The sequence below is a fragment of the Bradyrhizobium sp. 2S1 genome, from assembly GCF_011516625.5.
Lineage (GTDB): Bacteria > Pseudomonadota > Alphaproteobacteria > Rhizobiales > Xanthobacteraceae > Bradyrhizobium > Bradyrhizobium septentrionale.
In genome coordinates this window covers 6486884-6506688 of the sequence record NZ_CP147717.1, presented here as the reverse complement: position 1 = coordinate 6506688, position 19805 = coordinate 6486884, and the positions used below count along the sequence as shown (strand labels likewise).

15 protein-coding genes are annotated in these 19805 nt (G+C 65.5%); 2 read left to right on the top strand and 13 right to left on the bottom strand.

What is annotated here, in order from left to right:
- Positions 1-124: 124 nt before the first annotated feature.
- The 8 genes from HAP54_RS30580 to ccmI all read right to left on the bottom strand — a co-directional run bounded on the left by HAP54_RS30580 (position 125) and on the right by ccmI (position 11424).
- Entirely contained in the window at positions 125-3091 is a 2967-nt protein-coding gene (locus tag HAP54_RS30580; protein ID WP_166293829.1) for a bifunctional [glutamine synthetase] adenylyltransferase/[glutamine synthetase]-adenylyl-L-tyrosine phosphorylase, read from the bottom strand.
- Entirely contained in the window at positions 3088-4542 is a 1455-nt protein-coding gene (locus HAP54_RS30575; protein ID WP_166293827.1) for a sensor histidine kinase, read from the bottom strand. Before HAP54_RS30575 ends, HAP54_RS30580 begins: the two co-directional genes overlap by 4 nt.
- 3 nt (positions 4543-4545) lie before the next feature.
- Positions 4546-5226, bottom strand: a complete 681-nt coding sequence (locus HAP54_RS30570; RefSeq protein ID WP_166306504.1) for a response regulator transcription factor — start codon at positions 5224-5226, stop codon at positions 4546-4548.
- A 266-nt stretch (positions 5227-5492) separates the two neighbouring features.
- Positions 5493-7082: a Do family serine endopeptidase gene (locus tag HAP54_RS30565; RefSeq protein WP_166293825.1), complete on the bottom strand. Its 1590-nt coding sequence runs from the start codon at positions 7080-7082 to the stop codon at positions 5493-5495.
- 172 nt (positions 7083-7254) lie between these two features.
- Complete coding sequence (locus HAP54_RS30560) at positions 7255-7761, bottom strand: cytochrome c-type biogenesis protein (protein WP_166293823.1); 507 nt, start codon at positions 7759-7761, stop codon at positions 7255-7257.
- A complete protein-coding gene (locus HAP54_RS30555) occupies positions 7761-9746 on the bottom strand; it encodes a heme lyase CcmF/NrfE family subunit (RefSeq protein ID WP_166293821.1) in 1986 nt (661 codons plus the stop codon). Before HAP54_RS30555 ends, HAP54_RS30560 begins: the two co-directional genes overlap by 1 nt.
- Positions 9743-10240: a cytochrome c maturation protein CcmE gene (gene ccmE / locus HAP54_RS30550; RefSeq protein WP_029082351.1), complete on the bottom strand. Its 498-nt coding sequence runs from the start codon at positions 10238-10240 to the stop codon at positions 9743-9745. The genes HAP54_RS30555 and ccmE overlap by 4 nt, the downstream gene beginning before the upstream one ends.
- 59 nt (positions 10241-10299) lie before the next feature.
- Positions 10300-11424 (bottom strand): c-type cytochrome biogenesis protein CcmI, encoded by a 1125-nt coding sequence (gene ccmI, locus HAP54_RS30545; RefSeq protein ID WP_166293819.1) that lies wholly within the window; start codon positions 11422-11424, stop codon positions 10300-10302.
- A gap of 187 nt (positions 11425-11611) precedes the next feature.
- On the opposite strand from ccmI, the gene HAP54_RS30540 reads away from it, so the two are divergent.
- Both HAP54_RS30540 and HAP54_RS30535 read left to right on the top strand, forming a co-directional pair.
- Positions 11612-12205 carry a hypothetical protein gene (locus tag HAP54_RS30540; protein ID WP_166293817.1) on the top strand — a complete coding sequence of 198 codons (594 nt, stop codon included), beginning with the start codon at positions 11612-11614 and terminating at the stop codon, positions 12203-12205.
- A 59-nt stretch (positions 12206-12264) separates the two neighbouring features.
- A protein-coding gene (locus HAP54_RS30535; protein ID WP_166204126.1) for an IS3-like element ISRj2 family transposase occupies positions 12265-13394 on the top strand; the annotation gives its coding sequence in 2 pieces (ribosomal slippage) (positions 12265-12517 and positions 12517-13394; 1131 coding nt in all).
- Between the two features lie 298 nt (positions 13395-13692).
- On the opposite strand, the gene HAP54_RS30530 is transcribed toward HAP54_RS30535, so the two are convergent.
- The 5 genes from HAP54_RS30530 to HAP54_RS30510 form a co-directional block, all read right to left on the bottom strand.
- Positions 13693-15090, bottom strand: a complete 1398-nt coding sequence (locus HAP54_RS30530) for a hypothetical protein (protein WP_166293815.1) — start codon at positions 15088-15090, stop codon at positions 13693-13695.
- 118 nt (positions 15091-15208) lie between these two features.
- Positions 15209-16585: a sensor histidine kinase gene (locus HAP54_RS30525; RefSeq protein ID WP_166293813.1), complete on the bottom strand. Its 1377-nt coding sequence runs from the start codon at positions 16583-16585 to the stop codon at positions 15209-15211.
- Positions 16586-16911: 326 nt separating this feature from the next.
- Positions 16912-17574 carry a response regulator transcription factor gene (locus HAP54_RS30520; protein WP_163154879.1) on the bottom strand — a complete coding sequence of 221 codons (663 nt, stop codon included), beginning with the start codon at positions 17572-17574 and terminating at the stop codon, positions 16912-16914.
- A 545-nt stretch (positions 17575-18119) separates the two neighbouring features.
- Positions 18120-19259 (bottom strand): hypothetical protein, encoded by a 1140-nt coding sequence (locus HAP54_RS30515; protein ID WP_339156777.1) that lies wholly within the window; start codon positions 19257-19259, stop codon positions 18120-18122.
- On the bottom strand, positions 19256-19786 hold the full coding sequence (locus HAP54_RS30510) for a hypothetical protein (RefSeq protein ID WP_224741720.1): 531 nt from the start codon (positions 19784-19786) through the stop codon (positions 19256-19258). Before HAP54_RS30510 ends, HAP54_RS30515 begins: the two co-directional genes overlap by 4 nt.
- Positions 19787-19805: the final 19 nt, after the last annotated feature.

Genomic DNA, 19805 nt, shown 5'->3' with positions numbered 1-19805 from the left:
TACTCTTAGACCGTCACCCTGAGGAGCGCGCTCTTGCGCGCGTCTCGAAGGGTCGACGGCCCGAGTGTGGCCGTGCATCCTTCGAGACGCCGCTACGCGGCTCCTCAGGATGACGGGTCGAGAGTTAGCCGCCGCCGACGATCGCGTTGAAGACGCGGCGTACCTCGCTTTGGGTCTCGCGCAGGCGCGCTTCGAGTGCTGAGAAATCCGGCGCGTCGCCGGCCCGTGCCATCACGCGCCGCAGGTCCTCGCCCGCGGTCTCCGGATTGAACTTGCCGGTGACGCAAAGCCGCAGGATCTGCGTCAGATCGTGATAGAGCCGCGCCGCCGAGCGCAAGATCTCGGCCTCGGATTGGCCGAGCAGCCCGAGCCTCGCCCCATGCTCGAGCACCTGCAGCGTCGAGACGCTGAGGATTTCCGGCTTCACCGAGGCATGCGCGAGCTGGAGATATTGCGCGATGAAATCGATGTCGACGAGCCCGCCGGCGGCGAGCTTGAGGTCCCAGACATCGTCCTCGCCCTTCTCCAGCGCGATCGCCCGCCGCATGTCGGCAACGTCGGCCGCGGTCGACGCCGCATCGCGCGGACGGGTCAGGACGCGGCGGATGATCGCCTCGATCTGCTCGCGGAATGCAGGCGACGACGAGATCACGCGTGCGCGCGTCAGCGCCATGTGCTCCCAGGTCCAGGCCTCGCGCTCCTGGTAGTCGGCGAAGGCATCGATCCGCGAAGCGACCGGACCGGCGCGGCCGGACGGGCGCAGCCGCATGTCGACCTCGTAGAGCACGCCGTAATTGGTGCGGGTGGTGAAGGCGCTGATCAAGCGCTGGGTGAAGCGGGCAAAATACTGCGCGCCGTGCAGCGAGCGTTCGCCGTCGGAATCCGGCGCCTCGCTGTCGAAATCGTAGAGCAGGATCAAATCGAGGTCGGAAGACGCCGTCATCTCGCGGCTGCCGAGCCGGCCCATCGCGATGATCGCGGTCTCCTGCCGCTTGATCCGGCCATATTGCGCGGCGAACTGGTCGGTGACGAGGCCGTGCACGGTGTGCACGATGCCCTCGGCGACGTCGGCAAAGGCTGTGCTGGCGTGCTGCGCCGACACCGTGCCTGACAGGATCCGCGTGCCGATCAGGAACAGGCTCTCCTGGCCGAACAGGCGGAGGCGGTCGAGGAAATCCTCGTAGGACGACGCATCCTGCAGCGTGGCGGCAAGCCGTTCCGACAGCTCCTTCTTGTCCGGCATCGCACCGAAAAAGCGCGGGTCGACCAGGCCGTCCATGATCTGCGGCTGCCGCGCCAGCATGTCGCCGAGCCGCGGCGCAGCACCAAGGATCAGCGCCACCAGCGCAACGAAGTCGCGGTTCTGGCTGAGCAGCGAGATCAGCCGCCCGCCCCGCTGCAGCGCGCCGAGGAAGCGGTCGAGCGCCGCCACGGCATCGTCCGGCTCCTCGGCATCGGCGAGACCGTCGATCAGGCCCGGAATGAACTCGAGGAACGCGGCACGCGTCGCCTCCACGCGCAGCGCGCGATAATCGCCCGCGATCCACTGCTGCAGTGTTGCGGCGACGGCAATTGGCTTCTTGAACCCAAGATGGGCAAGATGTTCGATCAGGCGGGCGTCTTCGGGGCCAGCACCGTAGTCGATATCCGGCAGCTTCGCGGTGCCGGTCGGATCGTCACCCTCGAACAGTTTGCCGTAGTGGTTCTGCACGATCTTGAGCTGGCCGAGCAGGTCCTTGGCAAAAGCCTCGCGATTCTCGTAACCGAAGAAATTCGCGAAGCGCTCGACGGCTTCCGGCTCCTCGGGCAGCGAGTGGGTCTGGTCGTCGGCGATCATCTGCAGCCGGTGCTCGACCCGGCGCAGGAATTCGTAGGCCGCCGTCAGCTCGTCGCGCGCCTCGAAGGTGATCCAGTTGCTGTCGGCGAGCACGTTGAGCGCCTCCAGCGTCGGCCGCACCCGCAACTCCGGATGGCGGCCGCCGGCGATCAGCTGCTGGGTCTGGGCAAAGAACTCGATCTCGCGGATGCCGCCGCGGCCGACCTTGACGTTGTGGCCCTCGACCGAGATCTCGCTCTGGCCGCGATAGGTCTGCATCTGCCGCTTCATGTCGTGGACGTCGGTCAGCGCGGCAAAGTCCAGATGCTTGCGCCAGACGAAGGGCGCGAGCTCGGCGATCAGCGCGTCACCGGCCTTGGGGTCGCCGGCGCAGGGCCGCGCCTTGATCATCGCGGCGCGCTCCCAGGAGCGTCCCTCGCGCTCGTAATAATGCAGGGCCGCGTCGGTGGAGATCGCGACCTGGGTCGAGGCCGGGTCCGGGCGCAGCCGGAGATCGACCCGGAAGACGTAGCCCTCGCCCGAGCGCTGCTGCAGCATCCGCGCCATCGCCTGGGTGACGCGCACATAGAACGGCTGCGGCTCGATATCCTCGGCAAGCGAGGTGGCGGCCGCGCGGTCGAAGAACACGATCAGGTCGATGTCGCTGGAATAGTTCAGTTCGCCCGCGCCCATCTTGCCCATCGCGAGCACGATCAGACCTGAACCCGCTTCAGGATGCTCAGGATCGACGGCGGTCATCCGGCCGCGGGCGATTTCCTGCCGGAACAAATATCGCAACGCCGATTGCACCGAAGTCACCGCGATGTCGGTCAGCGCCGCGGTCACCCGCATCACCGGCCAGGCGCCGCCGATGTCGCACAGCGCGATCATCAACGCGGCCTCCGCCTTCATGCGGCGAAGCAGATGCATCACGTCGGCCTCGCTGCCGGCGGCGAGCACCTCGCGCGACGTGGTCTCGATCAGGTCGGCAAGATGCGACTCGGGGTCGCATGACAGGATCCTGATCAGCCGCGCGGCGTCCGAGCGCGCGAGCTCGAACAGGTATGGCGAAAATTCGGCGATACCGCGCAGGATGTCCCGCGCGAACGGCTGCTCCAGCAGCGCCGCAAGCGCAGCCGATTGCGCTGGTTCGAGCTCGGCGAACCAGTCGGTCAGGCGCTGATCGGCGGATACGGAAACGGCGACATGCGGTCCGTCCGCGAACCGCGCGGCCAGACGATGTCGATCCGCGTTTCCCGGCGCGGCGGCATTCATGCCGCCTTCTGTGGCACATCCTGCGTTTGAGCCGCAAGCCTGTCACTGCCGCCCGCCCGCGCCGGCAGCACCAGGGTCGCCACCAGCCCAGGATGGGCGTCGCTCAGCCGCAGCTCGCCACCATGGAGCGTGGCAACCGCCGAGGCCAGGCTGAGGCCGAGGCCGGAACCGGGCAAGGTACGGCTCGCCTCGAGCCGGACGAAGCGCTCCACCGCGTGCTTGCGGTCGCCCTCAGGGATGCCCGGACCATGGTCGGTGACGCTGAGCAGGACCTGGTCGCCCTCGCGCCGCGCCTCGATCAGGATCTCGCGCGCATCCGCCTTCAGCGGCTCCACGCCCGCGTCCGGCTTGCCGTACTTGATGGCATTCTCGACCAAATTGGCGACCGCCTGGCTGATCAATTCGCGGTTGCCGTGAATCGGGGCCGGCATGGTCTTGACCTGCAGCGTCATGCCGTCGTCCTCGGCGAGCGGCTCGTACAATTCGTGGATGCCGTTGGCGACATCGGCGCCGTCGAAATCGTCCATGTTGCCCCGCGCCTGGCCGGACTCGGCACGCGCGATCATCAACAGGGCGTTGAAGGTGCGGATCAGCCCGTCGGACTCCTCGATCGTCCGCTCCAGCGCCGCGCGATAATCGGCCTCGCTCCCCGATCGCGCCAAGGCCTCCTCGGCGCGGTTGCGCAGCCGCGTCAGCGGCGTCTTGAGGTCGTGGGCGATGTTGTCGGAGACCTCCTTCAGCCCCGTCATCAGCGCCTCGATACGCTCCAACATGGCGTTGAGATTTTCCGCAAGGCGGTCGAGCTCGTCGCCGCTGCGGCCGACCGGCAGCCGGCCGGACAGATCGCCCGCCATGATGCGCTTGGTGGTGCCGGTCATGGCGTCGATCCGGCGCAGCACGCGGCGCGCGACGAAGATGCCGCCGCCGATACCGAGCACGACAACGACGAGGATCGACCATTGCGCGGCCTTGGCGACGATGCCGAACATCCGCCGCCGCTCCTCGAGGTCGCGCCCGACCAGGAGACGGAAGCCGTTGTCCATCTCGGTGACCCGCACCAGCGCGCGGTGATCGGTATTGTCCTGGTCGTCGAACCGGCGATAGGCGGTCTCGCTCCAGCCCTGGACGCTCATCACGCCCGGCGCCAGCGAGCCGACATTGCCGGCCAGCGCCTGCCCGTTCGGCGCCGTCAGGAGATAGAGATTGGCGCCCGGCCGCAGCGCACGATTGCCCATGGTGGTCAGCAGGCCGTGCAGGCCGCGACGGTTATAGATGGCGGTGATCTCGCCGATCTCGACGTTGACGGTCGTGGTGATCTGCTCGGTGATCAGCCGCCGCGTGTTCCAGGCGAAATACGCCAGCAACGAGGCGGCGAACAGCGCAAACAGGAACAGATAGACCAGCGTCAGCCGAAACGCCGTGGTCCGGATCAGTTTGCCGAAGGCCGTCACGATCTACCTGATGCCATCTCTGATCATATACCCAGCGCCGCGGATGGTATGCAGCAGCGGCCGCTCAAAACCCTTGTCGATCTTGGAGCGCAGCCGCGAAATGTGCACGTCGATGACGTTGGTCTGCGGATCGAAATGATAATCCCAGACGTTCTCGAGCAGCATCGTGCGCGTCACCACCTGCCCCGCGTGCTTCATCAGATATTCGAGCAAGCGGAATTCGCGCGGCTGCAAGGTCAGCTCATCCTTGCCGCGGGCGACGCGATGCGACAGCCGATCGAGCTCGAGGTCGCCGACCCGGTAGGTGGTCTCTTCGGCCGGCCCGACATTGCGCCGCGACAGCACCTCGACGCGCGCAAGCAGCTCGGCGAAGGAATAGGGTTTTGGCAGATAGTCGTCGCCGCCGGCGCGCAGGCCCTTGATGCGGTCGTCGACCTGGCCGAGCGCCGAGAGGATCAGGACCGGCGTCCGGTTGCCCTTGTCGCGCAGAATGCCGATCAGCGACAGGCCGTCCCGCTTCGGCAGCATGCGGTCCACAACCAGCACGTCGTAATCACCGGTTTCGGCCATCGACAGCCCTTCCTCGCCGTCGGCGGCGAGATCGGCGATATAGCCGACTTCGCGGAATGCCTTGACCAGATAGTCGGCTGACTCGCGGTCGTCTTCGATGATCAGGATGCGCATTTGCGGAGCGGTTGCAGTCACCGGAATTGGCCCTCTGTCAGCATGGCGCGGCCGGCCTGCACATGCAAGACGACCGCGCATAATCTCGAATTGTTAGAGAAAAGTGGGCGGTGAAGCTGGGGGACCTCACCGCCCTGAGACCTTCCGACAGAGGGGGGCATATTCCATCGAAAGGCAACATAGGGAGCGAGCAAGGGGCCCGCCCCCCGGAAAGCGCCGTCGGCGGGGGCGACTGATGCCGGCGACACTTTCCAACTCATAGATAGTTATCCCTTGGCCAATGGCACTGCCACAAAGCGCGACGAACCGCCGCTCTTCACGCGCATGAGAACGCTGTTCTTGTTGTCGCTGCGCGCCGCGGTGATCGCATCACGCACCTCCCCGGCAGTGCCGACCGACTTGCCGGCGACCTCGAGGATCACGTCGCCTTCCTTGAAGCCCCGCTCGGCGGCAGCACTCTTGGGATCGACTTCGGTCACGACCACGCCTTCCTTGCCGGCACCGGCCACGCTGTTGGCAGGCGCCACGGTGAGGCCCAGCTTCGGCACGTCGGTGCCGCGGGACGAGTTGCCCTTGTCGCTGTTGTCGGTGTCAGCCTTGGCTTCCAGGGTGTTCGGCAACTGGCCGAGCGTGAGGTTGATGGTCTTGTCCTGACCCTTGTGCAGTACGTTCAGCTTCACGGCATTGCCGGGCGCGAGGCCGCCGATGGTGCGGGCGAGCTCGCGCGCATCCTTCACCGGCTCGCCATTGACGGCGGTGATGACGTCACCGGATTCGATGCCGGCCTTGGCCGCCGGACCGTTGGCCTGCGGTTCGGCAACCAGCGCGCCTTCGGCCTTCTTCATGCCGAGGCTGTCGGCGATGTCGGAGGTCACCGGCTGGATCTGGACGCCGATCCAGCCGCGGCTGACCGAGCCCTTGTCCTTCAGCTGGGCAACGACGCTCTTCACGGTCGCGGCCGGGATCGAGAACGCGATGCCGACGCTGCCGCCGGACGGCGAATAGATCGCCGTGTTGACGCCCATCACCTCACCGGACACGTCGAACGCCGGGCCACCCGAATTGCCCTTGTTCACGGGCGCATCGATCTGGATGAAATCGTCATACGGGCCGTTGCCGATGTCGCGGCCGGAGGCGGAGACGATGCCCGCGGTCACGGTGCCGCCGAGACCGAAGGGATTGCCGACCGCCAGCACCCAATCGCCGATGCGCGGCTTGCTATCGGAGAGCTTGGCAAACTGGAAGTTCGAGCCGCCCTCGACCTTGATCAGCGCGAGGTCGGTGCGCGGATCGGTGCCGATCACTTTGGCGGAATAGGTCTTGCCGTCGTCGGTGGTGACTTCGACCTTGTCGGCGCCGTCGACGACGTGATTGTTGGTCACGGCAAAGCCGTCAGCCGAGATGAAGAAGCCGGAGCCCTGGCCGGTCACGGCCCGGCCGCCGCCGCGCGGTCCACCGCGCAGGCCCGGGGGCAGGCCATCCGGACCGCCGAAGCGGCGGAAGAAGCGCTCCATCGGCGAACCCGGCTGGAACGGCGAGTCGTCATTGTTGCTGCTGTCGTCCTTGGCGACCTTCTCGTTGATGTTGACCTTGACCGAGATCACCGACGGCTTGACGCGCTCGACGATGTCGGCAAACCCGACCGGCTGCTGGACCTTGCGGACCTCGTTGTTGACCTGGGCGTGCGCAGGCGTCGTGAACAGGTCGGCAGGATTATGCGAGGGGCTGAGGCCATAGGTGGCGGCACCGAGGCCGGCCACGACCGACGCCATCAGCGCGAGTTTGCGAGCAGAAAACAGCGAGCGCTTCGGCGCCTTGTAGGACGGGAGGGTCGAGAGGTCGGGACGTTCGGTCATTGGCTGAAATCTCCAGGGCCAGAATCATTGGTGCGGGGGCAAGCACCTGATGCGTCTGAACATGGGGTCATCAGCCTTACAGCGCGCTGGCTGCGGAATTAAACTTTTGTAATTGAGCGGGCCGATGCTGCGGCAGAATAGCGCAGGCAAATAAAGGGCTTAAAAGGGGGAACTAAACCGGTCTGTCCGGCCCGGATTCAGCCGCCAAGAGCCGTTCCAGGCGGGCCTGCTCGTCGGAGGTCAACCCGGGGGCGGAATCGCCCTCGCCCGCGGCCGAATTTGCCTTGCGCCGGCCGAGCCGCCAGAGCGCAAAACCACCCAGCAGAAGCGCCAGCGGCGGGGTCAGCCACAGCAGCAGCGTATGCTCATTGAGGCGCGGCTTCAGCAGCACGAATTCGCCGTAACGGGCGACCAGGAAATCGATCACCTGGCGGTCGCTGTCGCCGGCCGCGATGCGTTCGCGGACCAGGAGGCGGAGGTCGCGCGCCAGCGGCGCCTCCGAATCGTCGATCGACTGGTTCTGGCAAACCATGCAGCGCAGTTCCCTGGAGAGCTCGCGCGCCCGCGCCTCCTTGGCCGGATCCGCCATGATCTCGTCGGGCAGCACCGCCCGGGCGGGCATCGCACCGAGCATCAGGGTCGCCGCAAGCACGGCGGCTGCAAGACCGCGCGGCCGCATCACTCGGCCGCCTGCAATGCGCGCGCCGCCGCCTTGGCCGGTTTCGGCGCACCGACCCGCAAGCGGCGGTCGGACAGCGACAGCATGCCGCCGAACGCCATCAGCACCGGCCCCCACCAGATCATCAGCACCAGCGGCTTGTGATAGATGCGCACCGCGATCGCGCCGTCGGCCGAGGTATCGCCGAGCGAGATGTAGAGCTGGCTGGCGCCGCGGGTCAGCAGCGCGGCCTCCGTGGTCGAGGCGCCGCGGGTCGTGAAGTTGCGCTTTGACGGGGTCATCACGCTGACCTTGTCGCCGTCATGGGTCACGGTGAATTGCGCGACCATCTCGCGGAAGTTCGGCCCCTGCCGTGCGTTCACGCCGTCGAGCCGCAACTCGTAGCCGGCGACCCGGGCGACGTCGTCCGGCTTCATCGCGCCGATATATTCGCTGTTCCAGGTGGTCTCGCAGACGATCCCGATCAGCGCGACGCCGAGGCCGGCATGGGCGAAGGCGGTGCCCCAGGTCGCACGCGGCAGGCCGCGCGCACGGCGCAGCGAGAGCGACAGCGGAATCCGGAACAGCGCGACGCGTTCGGCGAGATCACACAGCGCGCCTGATATCACGAACACCGCAAGCCCGATCGCGAGCGGCGCCAGCGTCGCACCGCCATAGGTCCAGGCCCAGACCAAGGCGATCGCAACCAGCGCTGCGATGCCGGCGACCATCAGCCGCTGCGCCGCGCCGAGCAGGTCGCCGCGCTTCCAGGCCAGCAGCGGCCCGAACGGCACCGCGAGCAGCAGCGGCACGAACAGCGGCGCAAAGGTGAAATTGAAGAACGGCGCGCCGACCGAGATCTTCTCGCCGGTCAAAACCTCGAGCGCCAGCGGATACAGCGTACCGATGAACACGGTGGCGCAGGCCGTGGTGAGCAGCAGATTGTTGAGCACCAGCGCGCCTTCGCGCGAGATCGGCGCGAACAGCCCGCCCTGCTTCAGCGTCGGCGCGCGCCAGGCATAGAGCGAGAGGCTGCCGCCGATGAAGACGAATAGGATCAGCAGGATGAAGACGCCGCGCGTCGGATCGGTGGCGAAGGCGTGAACCGACGTCAGCACGCCGGAACGCACCAGGAAGGTGCCGAGCAGCGACAGCGAGAAGGTCAGGATCGAGAGCAGCACGGTCCAGACCTTCAGCGCGTTGCGCTTCTCCATCACCAGCGCCGAATGCAATAGCGCGGTGCCGGCAAGCCACGGCATCAGCGAGGCGTTCTCGACCGGATCCCAGAACCACCACCCGCCCCAGCCGAGCTCGTAATAGGCCCAGTAGGAGCCCATCGCGATGCCGAGCGTCAGGAAGATCCAGGCCATCAGCGTCCACGGCCGCACCCAGCGCGCCCAGGCCGCGTCGATCCTTCCCTCCAGCAGCGCTGCCACCGCGAACGAGAACGAGATCGAGAAACCGACATAGCCGAGATAGAGCATCGGCGGATGCACCGCGAGGCCGATGTCCTGCAGCACCGGATTGAGGTCGCGCCCCTCGAGCGGCGGATTGGCGATGCGCAGGAACGGGTTCGAGGTGATCAGGATGAACAGATAGAACGCGCTGGCGACCCAGGCCTGCACTGCCAGCACATGCGCACGCAGCGACAGCGGCAGATTGTTACCGAAGGCTGCGACGAGGCCGCCGAACAGCGCCAGGATCGACACCCACAGCAGCATCGATCCTTCATGGTTTCCCCACACGCCGGTGATCTTGTAGAGCAGCGGCTTCAGCGAATGCGAATTCTCGTAGACATTGGCGACCGAGAAATCCGAGCTGACGTGCAACGTCACCAGCGCGGCGAACGACGCCGCGACGAACAGCAATTGGGCGAGCGCGGTCGAGCGCGCCACGTTCATCAGCGCCGCATCGCGCCAGCGCGCGCCGACGATCGGCACGATCGACTGGATCAGCGCCAGCCCGAGCGCGAGCACCAGGGCGTAATGTCCGCTTTCGGCGATCACCGCATCGCTCCCTGGGTCGGCGCCGCGGAGGCGCTCGGCATGCTGTTTGGTTTGGCGCCGTAATCGTCCTTCCAGTGGCCCTGCTTCTTCAGCGCGTCGGCGACGTCCTTCGGCATGTAGGTCTCGTCATGCTTGGCGAGCACGGTGTCGGCGCGGAACACGCCGTTGTCATCGAGCGCGCCTTCGGCAATCACGCCCTGCCCTTCGCGGAACAGATCCGGCAGGATGCCCTTGTAGGCGACCGGCAGCGTCGCGCCGCCGTCGGCGACGGTGAAGGTCACGGCGAGATTGTCGCCGCGCTTGAGCGAGCCCTGCTCGACCAGGCCGCCAAGGCGGAAACGCTTGCCCGGCCCGAGGTGCTTCTCAGCGACCATCGACGGCGTCGAGAAGAACACGATGGAATCGCGCAGCGCGTTCAGCACCAGGCCTGCGGCGATCGCCAGCACGACGAGCGCGCAGCCGATCAATGTCAAACGCCGTTGCTTCCTGGTCATGGTTTTTCCTTGCGCATGACGTTCTCCGAAAACCGCTGTGCACTTTTCGGCGTCATGATTTATCCATCCAGCCCGAGATTCTTCAGCCCCTCATTGAGCTGACGCAACCGATCGGCATCGTTGGCCACCGCCTGACGGGCATCCGCGAGCGCGCTCATCGCCTTGTCGCGCTCGCCCATCACGAGATAGGCGCGGACCAGCCGCAGCCAGCCCTCGACATCGTCGCCATTGGTCTTCAGCCGCGTTGCCAGCCGATCGACCATACCCTGGATCATGGTGCCGCGATCGGCCTCGCTCATGTCCTTGGCCGCGGCCACCGCGCTGTCCGGTAACGCGGGTGCGCTGACGCCGCCGGGTGCGCTGACGACGCCGACGCGGACCAGCGCGGCCTGCACCAGCGGCCGCCACGGCGCATCCTGTGGCGCCTTCGCCAGCATCTTCTGCCATAGCGCCGCGGCGTCAGCCTTGCGGCCGTCCTGCTCGGCGGCAAGGCCGAGGAAATAATTCGCCTTGGCGTCATCGACATTCAGCGCGACCGCGCGCTCGAACTCCGTTTTGGCTTCCGCGGTGACGACGCCGCCGGCGGTCCCGATCATCGCCTCGCCGAGATCGGCGCGGCGATCGGCGCTGTCGCCGGCGTAGGTAATGGCATTGCGATAGGCGCGGACGGCGTCATCGTAGCGGCCGAGGCGCGACAGCACCGGCGCCAGCACGGTCCAGCCGCGGCCGTCGGTCGGGTTCTTCTCCAGATGGGCCTCGACCTGCGCGACCAGATTGGCGAGCGGCTGGTTGGCGTCGGCGACCCGGCTGCGCTCGGAAAGCGGGAAGTCGCCAAGCCGCGGCGAGCCGAGCGCGAGATAGAAGCCGGAGGCAATGACCGGCAATCCGACCAGGGCCACGATCGCAGCCGCGCGCCGCAGCGTGAGACTGCCTTGCACCGGGGTTTCGCGTCCGCTCTGGTCGGCGGCGGCCAGCAGCCGGCGGCTGATCTCGACCCGCGCGGCATCGGCCTCGGCGGCGCCGATGATGCCGGAGGCCATGTCGCGGTCGATTTCGGCGAGCTGGTCGCGGTAGACCACGACCTCGCTGCCGCCGGTATCCGCCCGCCCGCGTCGGCTGAGCGGCCAAAGCACGGCAAAGATCGCCGCGACCGTCATCAGCGCGAACACAAACCACAGCGTCATCAAACGGTTCCCGGATGGAACGGCGGCTTCCGGCAAGCCGCCTTAGAATCGCTTTACACTACCGGCGCCAAGCCCGGCAATTGACAATTGCTGGATCGGAGGACAGTGGGAACAGGCGGCTTCCGGTGGCCGGTCCGGCGGTACTGCAAGAGCGTTTTCGGGCGAAGCGAGCACCAGTTCGGACCCGATGCGCCAATATACCCGTCGCGAAGGCGCGCGCCGGCAAAATATCGAAAACAACCCCATGCAAAGTAGCCGGCCGCCGCCGGTACCCGAAGATTTGACATGTCGGGCAAATCAGCTGCACACTTCCATTATTCCGAAATTTCGCAAGCGTTTGTCGCCCGCCCTGGCGGCGAACAAAGTGAGGGATGCGCTCATGTTCACCCCTGAGCAATTATTCATTTATAACTTTGAGAAGCTTATTCGGTGTCACGACAATCCGACCCAAGAAAACCTCTTCGAGTCGGTCGGACCTCTACGTAGACTTTTGCTGGATCATCCGTCGATCACGAGCCTTGCGAACCGCAGGGCGCAACTGAAATTCCGCTTTACTATCTATTCCGACCCTACAATGAGGATCAATTACGATCCGAAGATACACCCCTCAACTCGAGAGATTATCAAGACGATGACTCTGGATGAGTTTCTGCGACATCCACTTATGCAGTTCAGGGGCACGGACATCACTGTCAAAACCGCAATAAATTATGTCCGAGACTATGCATGGCTCGAACACAAGAACGAACCAGAGAGCTGGCTCCGCAAATTCGGACAGTAGCTTGAGTGGATTTTCTGCCTGACAGCGGCGAGGATTCTTGCTGCGAATCAGGAGCGAAGATGACGAAGAAGAGCCGCCGGATGCATTCTCCGGCATTCAAGGCGAAGGTTGCTTTGGCTGCGGTCAAAGGCGACAAGACGCTGGCGGAGCTGGCGCAACTGTTTGATGTTCATCCGAACCAGATCACGATCTGGAAAAACCAGCTCCTGGAAGGCGCCGCCGGCGTGTTTGGGCATGACAAGGCGTCGGCCGAGACGCCGGTCGATTTGAAGGCGTTACATGCCAAGATCGGCGAGCTGGCGTTGGAAAACGATTTTTTGTCCGGCGCGCTCACCAAGGCGGGCCTGCTGAGCGCAAAGCGATGATCGACCGCGGTCATGATCTTTCTATCGTGCGCCAGGCGAAGGTCCTGAAGCTGGCTCGCAGCACGGTCTACTATGAACCTCGGCCAGTTTCGGCCGAGGACCTTGCCTTGATGCGTCGGCTCGATGAGCTGCATCTCGATTATCCCTTCGCGGGAGCGCGTATGCAGCGATCGTTGCTGCGGCGGGAGGGCGTATACGCCGGTCGCCGCCACATCGCGACGCTGATGAAGCGCATGGGGATCGAGGCGGTCTATCGTCGCCCGAACACGAGTAAGCCGGCACCGGGTCACAAGATCTACCCGTACCTGTTGCGCGGATTGAAGATCGAGCGGCCCGACCAGGCGTGGGCAATGGACATCACCTACATTCCGATGCGGCGTGGCTTCGTCTATCTCGCGGCGGTCGTCGATGTGTTCAGCCGACGGGTCCTGGCCCATCGCGTCTCGATCACAATGGAGGCGGCCTTCTGCGTCGAAGCGGTCCAGGAGGCGTTGGCGAAGCACGGCAGGCCCGAGATTTTCAACACGGACCAGGGCAGCCAGTTCACCAGCCTCGAGTTCACCGATGTGCTGCTGGACGCGAAGATCGCCATCAGCATGGACGGCAAGGGCGCCTGGCGCGACAACGTGTTTGTCGAGCGGCTCTGGCGCACGGTCAAATACGAAGAAGTTTATCTCCGCGCCTACGACAGCGTGTCCGAGGCGCGAGCGTCAATTGCCAAGTATCTGGCCTTCTACAATCAGGGACGCCCTCACTCGAGCCTTGACGGGCGCACGCCCGACGAGGCTTACTTCGGCACGCAAGCTATGGTGATGGCCGCATGACCGTCGCCGACGATTTTGTCGTCGCTCTGGTCGGGCTACGCCCTCCCGACGCAACGACAAAATCGTAAGGCCCCGCGTTCAGCATAACCCGGCAGGAATCCACTTAAATCCCGCGGGGCGCTGTCCAAACAACCGGCGCCAGCTCTCCAGACAGCGACACGTTGAGGGCAGCCCAGAATGTAAATTGGATCGGATTGGGTGGGATGCCAGCAATCCTGTACTGCCTGAAAGGAGCTGTCTCCCTAACACTTCAGGGATACGAACCGTTGTATCGAAAGCTTAAAGGACACTGAGAGCTCTACCCCGCGCGGGAGGATTTCCGCTCGCCGGTCACGGCGTTTTCGGCCGCCCGGTTCATCAGCGAGGCGTAGTCGTGGCCGAACAGCACCTCGCAGAAGCGGATCGCGGCCTTGACCTGCTGTTGACGGAACGCCCGGACCCGGGCGTCGCCGCCGCGCAGCGACTGCACCAGCCCCTCGGTCGATTGCTCGACATAATGCTGCAGGTCGGAGAAGGTCCGCAGCGTCACCTCGTTGATGGCGAGCTCGCTGGCATAGGTGCGGCAGACCGCGACGAAATCGATCAGGGCGGCGGCGTCCTCGACCTCGGACATGTCGATCTTGGCGCCGGCGGCAATATCCTTGTCGGCGCGCTGGCGCAGGATGCGGCGGACCCGGCCCGGCACGCTGTCGATCTCCGATTGCAGCGCGTTGGAGGTATCGGCGCGCACCGAGGTGAGCTGGCGGCCCCAGGTGGAATCGTTGCGCAGATCGAACTCGGTGCGCAGGCCGCGGACGCCGTCATGCAGGGTCTTGAGCTGCTCACCGACATAATCGAAATGCCCGCGCCTGATGTCGGTGCGCAGACAGGCCGCGACAAATGACAGGTCGTGCAGCGCGATGGTGACGGCGACGCCGTAGGGCGTTGCCGCAACCCGCAATTCGTCGTCGGAGGCCGCCATCTTGATGGCGAGGCGGATGATCTGCCATGGCGCAGCGAGCCGCTGCGCAATCAATGACAACGCGAAGGGCAACAGCTGCGGCGTCTGCAGCGACGGCAGCTTGAGCGCCTCGGTGGCGGAGGCGATCTGGGAATCGGCGAACACCCGGATCTGGCTCGGCAGCCGGCTTCCCAGGGTCTCCAGCGCTTCGCGGGCCTGCAGGACCAGGCCGATCGGCAGCAAATCCTCGACCACGCTGGTCGGACCGACGCGCAACAACGCACGCTGGCGATCGTCGCCCTGAGCCGGCGCCGCAATCTTGAGAATGGCTTCCGCGGCAGCCAGCTGGAACTTGCGCGCGGCGATCTCCATCGGACCGCTCTCGGTGGCCGCGGCGAGCGCCGCTTCGAATTCGCGGGCCGCCTCCGGCGCGCCCTCACGGGCCAGCCACTGCCAGATCGGCAGCAGTGAGGCGCGCCGCAGCTGGCCCGCTCGCGTCGGGAAATTGGTCTCGGCAAGGAACGGTTCGAGCGGCCGGAACAGCAGCCGCGCCGGATCGTCGCTGCGCGGCTCGATCTGCTCGTCCTCCTCGGCTCCGCGCACGATCTTGCGCAGCTGCTCCAGGACCAGATTGGCAACAGTGACGTCGTCACCGCGTTCGACGGCGCGCTCCAGCTCGCGCATCAGCAACGCCTGCGATTGCGGCGGAAGCTGTGCGAGATAATCCCTCAGCCGCTCGGTCGATTTCTGGCTCATCCGCCCGGTCGTGAAAGCTTGGTGCCCGGCGAAACCGCCGCAACCCGTCCGCCCCGCGATGATAGAGGTGGGCGCGTTAAGAAGCCGTTTAGGAATACTGACGGCGCCGAAGCGAGAGCTATACCGCCGGCAGCACGAGCTCGGCCCGCAAGCCGCCGACCGGCGCGTTATTCAGGGTGAGATTGCCGCCATAGAGGCCGGCGAGGTCGGTCACGATCGACAGGCCAAGCCCCGAGCCGGGCTTTGATTCATCGAGCCGCTGGCCGCGCCGCGCCACCTGGGCGCGCTCGTCCTCGGACAGGCCGCGTCCGTCGTCATCGACCACGATGCGCAGCTTCGGCCCGGCGCCCTGCGCCTCCGGCGGCACGACTGTGACCTCGATGAACACCTGCGAGGCCGCCCATTTGCAGGCGTTGTCGACGAGATTGCCGACCATCTCCTCGAGGTCCTGCCGCTCGCCGCGAAACCGTGCCGCCGGATCGGCCTTCGCCTCGATGGCGAGGTCGCGGTCGCGATGAATCTTCTCCATGGTCCGGCGCAGCGCCTCGATCGCGGGTGCGACGTCGGTGATGGTGCTGACGATGGAGGCCCGGGCGGCGATCCGCGCACGCTCGAGGTGGTGCGCGACCTGGTCCCGCATCACGTCGGCCTGCTCCAGCACCTTGCTGGCGAAGGGATCGGCGGCATGCCCAGCGGCCTCGTTCACGATCACCGACAACGGCGTCTTGATCGCATGGGCGAGGTTGCCGACATGGGTTCGCGAGCGCTCGACGATCTCCCGGTTGGCATCGATCAGCGCATTGGTCTCGCGTGCCAGCGGCGCGATCTCGACCGGAAACCGGCCTTCCAGCCGCTCGGCGCGGCCGGAGCGGATATCGGCGATCGAATCCGAAATGCGCTTGAGCGGCGCGAGGCCGTAGCGCACCTGGAAGATCGTGGTCAGCAGCAGCACGATGCCGAGGGCGGCAAAGGTGCCGAACAGATAATAGTCGAAGCTGCGCGTCTCATCGAAGATCTCGGTGGCGTCACCGGCGACGCTGACCAGGAACTTGCCGTCGGCACCGAGATCGACGGGACGCTCCACCACGCGCAGGCTCTGGCCTTCGGGTCCGTCGACATAGCCGAGGCGGACGCCCGCTGCGGTCAGCTCGGCGCCGTGCTCCTCGAGCTTCGGCAGCTTCTTGTCCCACAGCGAGCGCGAGGCGCGGGTCTCGCCCTTTTCGGTGTCGGTGCGGGTGATCTGCCAGTACCAGCCCGACAGCGGCAGGTCGAACAGCGGCTCGCCGAGCGACTGAAACTGGCGGTCCGCCGGCTCGTCCGGCGTCGCCACCTCGGCGATCAGGGTGCGCAGATAGAGATTGAGCCGCCGGTCGAAGGCGCGCTCGGTGGCGTCGCGATAGACCGACGACAGGATGACGCCGGTGATCGCCAGGATCACCACCACCCAGGCAGTCGCCGAGACGAACAGGCGGGTGGCAAGCGAGCTGCCGCCCATCAGGGCACGGGCCCGAACATCGTGTCAGCGGCAACAGATTCAGCGGCAAAAGACATTGGCGAATCCAGTCCTCCCGAATCGGATCATGCCGATGCCCGCATGGCGATCAAGCGCCTTAAGAGCATGATCCGTTTGAATAGGATGTGCTCTTATCCTTTTGTTTGGTCGCGTTTTCTTCACGCGAGTGAACCGGTATCCATCCCGCATCAAGTGCGGGACAGGCTTCGCTCGAAAACGCGCTAGAGCGCGATCAGATCAGATCGTGATCGCGCCTTAGCTTCTTGTTTAAGCATGATAAACCGCTTCACACTTTTCCGGATCATGCTCTAGGTCGGCGGCGACAGCATGTAACCGAGGCCCCGAACGGTCTGGATGATATCGACTTCCAGCTTCTTGCGGATGCGGCCGACGAACACCTCGATGGTGTTGGAGTCGCGGTCGAAGTCCTGGTCGTAGAGATGCTCGACCAGCTCGGTGCGCGAGACCACTCGCCCGGTGTGGTGCATCAGATAGTCGAGCAGATTGTACTCGTGCGAGGTCAGCTTGATCGGGTTGCCGTTGACGGTGACGCGCTTGGTGCGGGTATTGAGCGCCACCGGCCCGCAGACCAGCTCGACCTGGGCATGCCCGGTCGCCCGGCGCAGCAGGGCGCGGATCCGCGCCAGCACCTCCTCGAGATGGAAAGGCTTGGCGACGTAATCGTCGGCGCCGGCATCGAAGCCCTGAACCTTGTCGCTCCAGCGGTCGCGTGCGGTCAGAATCAGCACCGGCATCACCCGCTTGTTCCGCCGCCAGGCCTCAAGCACCGAGATACCGTCCATCTTCGGCAGGCCGATATCCAGCACGACCGCGTCATAAGGCTCGCTGTCACCGAGGAAATGCCCCTCCTCGCCGTCGAATGCGCGATCGACCACATAGCCGGCATCCGTCAGCGCGGTGGTGAGCTGGCGGTTCAGATCCGGGTCATCCTCAACGACGAGCAGACGCACATTGGCCTCCGAGAGTGAGCATTGCGATATCCGGTATCAAATGAGGCTTCCCGCCGTGAACGGCCTATGAATGGAACAGCCAGACGAACCTAAATATTTCGTCAGGTGCACCATCCCCAGGACGCGCGCAAGCCTTACGGGTTCCATCAATAAGATGCGGACGAAGCGCGTTCGGGTTTCAATTGTATGTATTATAATACCCATGACTTGAACGTGTGGCCGGCCGTCCCTTCGTCGCCGAACCACTGCCGTCAGCGCTGTGACCATTTGCACAGACAGCGGGCAGTTAACCTTCGGCGGCCATTTCCATGTCGCCGACCCCTGCGATGGGCTAATCCAGCGACGGTGCGGCGGGGGCACAGGGATCGGAAAAGATCATTGCTTGTTTCAAAGATCAGGACGTTCGCAGTGGTTGTCGGCTGGCTCGCGCTGGCCTTCATCGCATTCGTCACACTGTCCTCAATCCAGGACCGGCCCTCGTTTGCCAATCCGCAGGCCGAGCGTTTCGCGGCGTTTGCGGTGATGGCAATGGCCTTCGTGCTGGGTTATCCGCGGCGCACCGCGCTGATCGTGCTCTTTGTCGTCTTCAGCGCCTTCACGCTCGAGGCGATGCAATTGCTGACGCCGGACCGCCACGGCCGGCTGCTTGATGCGGTCGTCAAGGTGGCGGGAGGTCTCGCCGGCATCGGCGCCGGTCGTCTGGTGCTGCTTGTGCTGCGCAGCCAGTTCGGCCGGTTGAGATCGCGCGCGGAACATCCCGCGAGCTGAGCCGCCGGCGCGCTGCGCCCTAAGCCACACTTGCGGCTGCGCAGGGCATCATTCCGGCTCAATCGGTTTTGGGGACTTCCGCGGACGTGCTGCCGCCCTGCGCCATGCATTGCTGAAAGAAGTGCAGCCGGTCGCCATTCATCGGCGCGGCGCCCGGCCGCTTGTACGGGTAGACCATGTAGGCTGCGCGCAAGCACCGTTTCGCCGTCTCGGCATCGGGTGCTGCGACGGCGGCACTCGACGCCATCAGCAGCGCCAGCACGGCACTGAACCGGAGCCAAGCGCCGCTCACGGTTTCTCACATTCCGAATAGACACGCCATTTGCGGCCGCCAGCCGCTGCAGGCAATGCCGCTTGTCGGTCACCGCGCCCTCGACGGTGAAATCGTAGGCCTGCGCCTTCAGGATCAGCGCGTAGCGTCCCGGCGACAGCGGCGCGTCGTCGCGCGGCTGGACCTCGAACATCTGCGGATCCTCGCTCAACGGCGCGGCGCGGAACGGGATCGAGATGTTGCGGATCACCCAGGTGTCGTCACCCGGCGAGACCACCGGCTTGCCGGTCGCGTCGAACGTGGTCTGCTGGTTCACGCGCGCGATCAGGCGCACATCGATCGGGTCAGAGGCGCCGCTACTGCCTTCGCGCCGGAACACGATGAAGCGGAGATGGCCGTCGGGCAATGCGGTCTCGCTTGGCCTGGTGATCGCAGCCGAAATCGCCACGCGCGGATCCGGCGCCCGCCCCTGGATCAATTGCAGTTCGTACAGCCTGCCACCGCTCTCGGCGTAGACGCCGTAAGCGGTCGGCAACGGCCGTTTCGGCGCCGGCGGCGCAGCGGCAACGGCCGGTGCAGGCACCGCCGCGATGACGGCCGGCTTTTGGGTTTCAACCGGCGCCGGCGTGGGCTCGCCCGCAATCATCGCGCGCGCAGCTCCCAGGACACACCGCGTTGCTGCAGCAGGACAACGGCCGCGATCAGTCCAAAGAAGCCCAGCATGGCCACATAACGCAGCGGCGCCGACGACGACCATTTCGGACGGCGCAACAGCTCGACCGGCTCGGCGCGATCGAGCGTTGTGATGAATGCGTCCTCGGCATCAATCGAGGGAGGCCCCTCGATCCTCCGCGCGGCGCCCGCCGCCTCCAGAAATGCCGGAAGCGCCCGCGCCGGCGGCACCGGGAATTTCTCGACCGGATGGTTCCGGGTGTGCGCTTCGACGCCTTCGATCGCCGCTTCCAGCGCCTGCAGCAGGCGGTGCTTTTCGTTCGGATCCTCATGGGCGAGCTGCTGCAGCTTCTGCCGCGCGAGCTCGAAGACCGCGCTGCGCAGCTGCTGCGGATCTGAACTCACGAAGTCGATGGTTCGCGCCAGAACCAGCGCGAACTCCACCTCGGGGTGCGCAGGGCTGATGTCCCTGACCGTCCTCTGGGCCGGCGTCGACGTCATAAATGTTAGTCTGGTTTGA

Excerpts from the sequence above, each read along its gene's own strand:
- HAP54_RS30580 (WP_166293829.1), bottom strand. The coding sequence starts at position 3,091 with ATGAATGCCGCCGCGCCGGGAAACGCGGATCGACATCGTCTGGCCGCG.
- HAP54_RS30570 (WP_166306504.1), bottom strand. The coding sequence starts at position 5,226 with ATGCGCATCCTGATCATCGAAGACGACCGCGAGTCAGCCGACTATCTG.
- HAP54_RS30565 (WP_166293825.1), bottom strand. The coding sequence starts at position 7,082 with ATGACCGAACGTCCCGACCTCTCGACCCTCCCGTCCTACAAGGCGCCG.
- HAP54_RS30560 (WP_166293823.1), bottom strand. The coding sequence starts at position 7,761 with ATGCGGCCGCGCGGTCTTGCAGCCGCCGTGCTTGCGGCGACCCTGATG.
- ccmE (WP_029082351.1), bottom strand. The coding sequence starts at position 10,240 with ATGACCAGGAAGCAACGGCGTTTGACATTGATCGGCTGCGCGCTCGTC.
- ccmI (WP_166293819.1), bottom strand. The coding sequence starts at position 11,424 with ATGACGCTGTGGTTTGTGTTCGCGCTGATGACGGTCGCGGCGATCTTT.
- HAP54_RS30540 (WP_166293817.1), top strand. The coding sequence starts at position 11,612 with ATGCGCCAATATACCCGTCGCGAAGGCGCGCGCCGGCAAAATATCGAA.
- HAP54_RS30530 (WP_166293815.1), bottom strand. The coding sequence starts at position 15,090 with ATGAGCCAGAAATCGACCGAGCGGCTGAGGGATTATCTCGCACAGCTT.
- HAP54_RS30525 (WP_166293813.1), bottom strand. The coding sequence starts at position 16,585 with ATGGGCGGCAGCTCGCTTGCCACCCGCCTGTTCGTCTCGGCGACTGCC.
- HAP54_RS30515 (WP_339156777.1), bottom strand. The coding sequence starts at position 19,259 with ATGATTGCGGGCGAGCCCACGCCGGCGCCGGTTGAAACCCAAAAGCCG.
- HAP54_RS30510 (WP_224741720.1), bottom strand. The coding sequence starts at position 19,786 with ATGACGTCGACGCCGGCCCAGAGGACGGTCAGGGACATCAGCCCTGCG.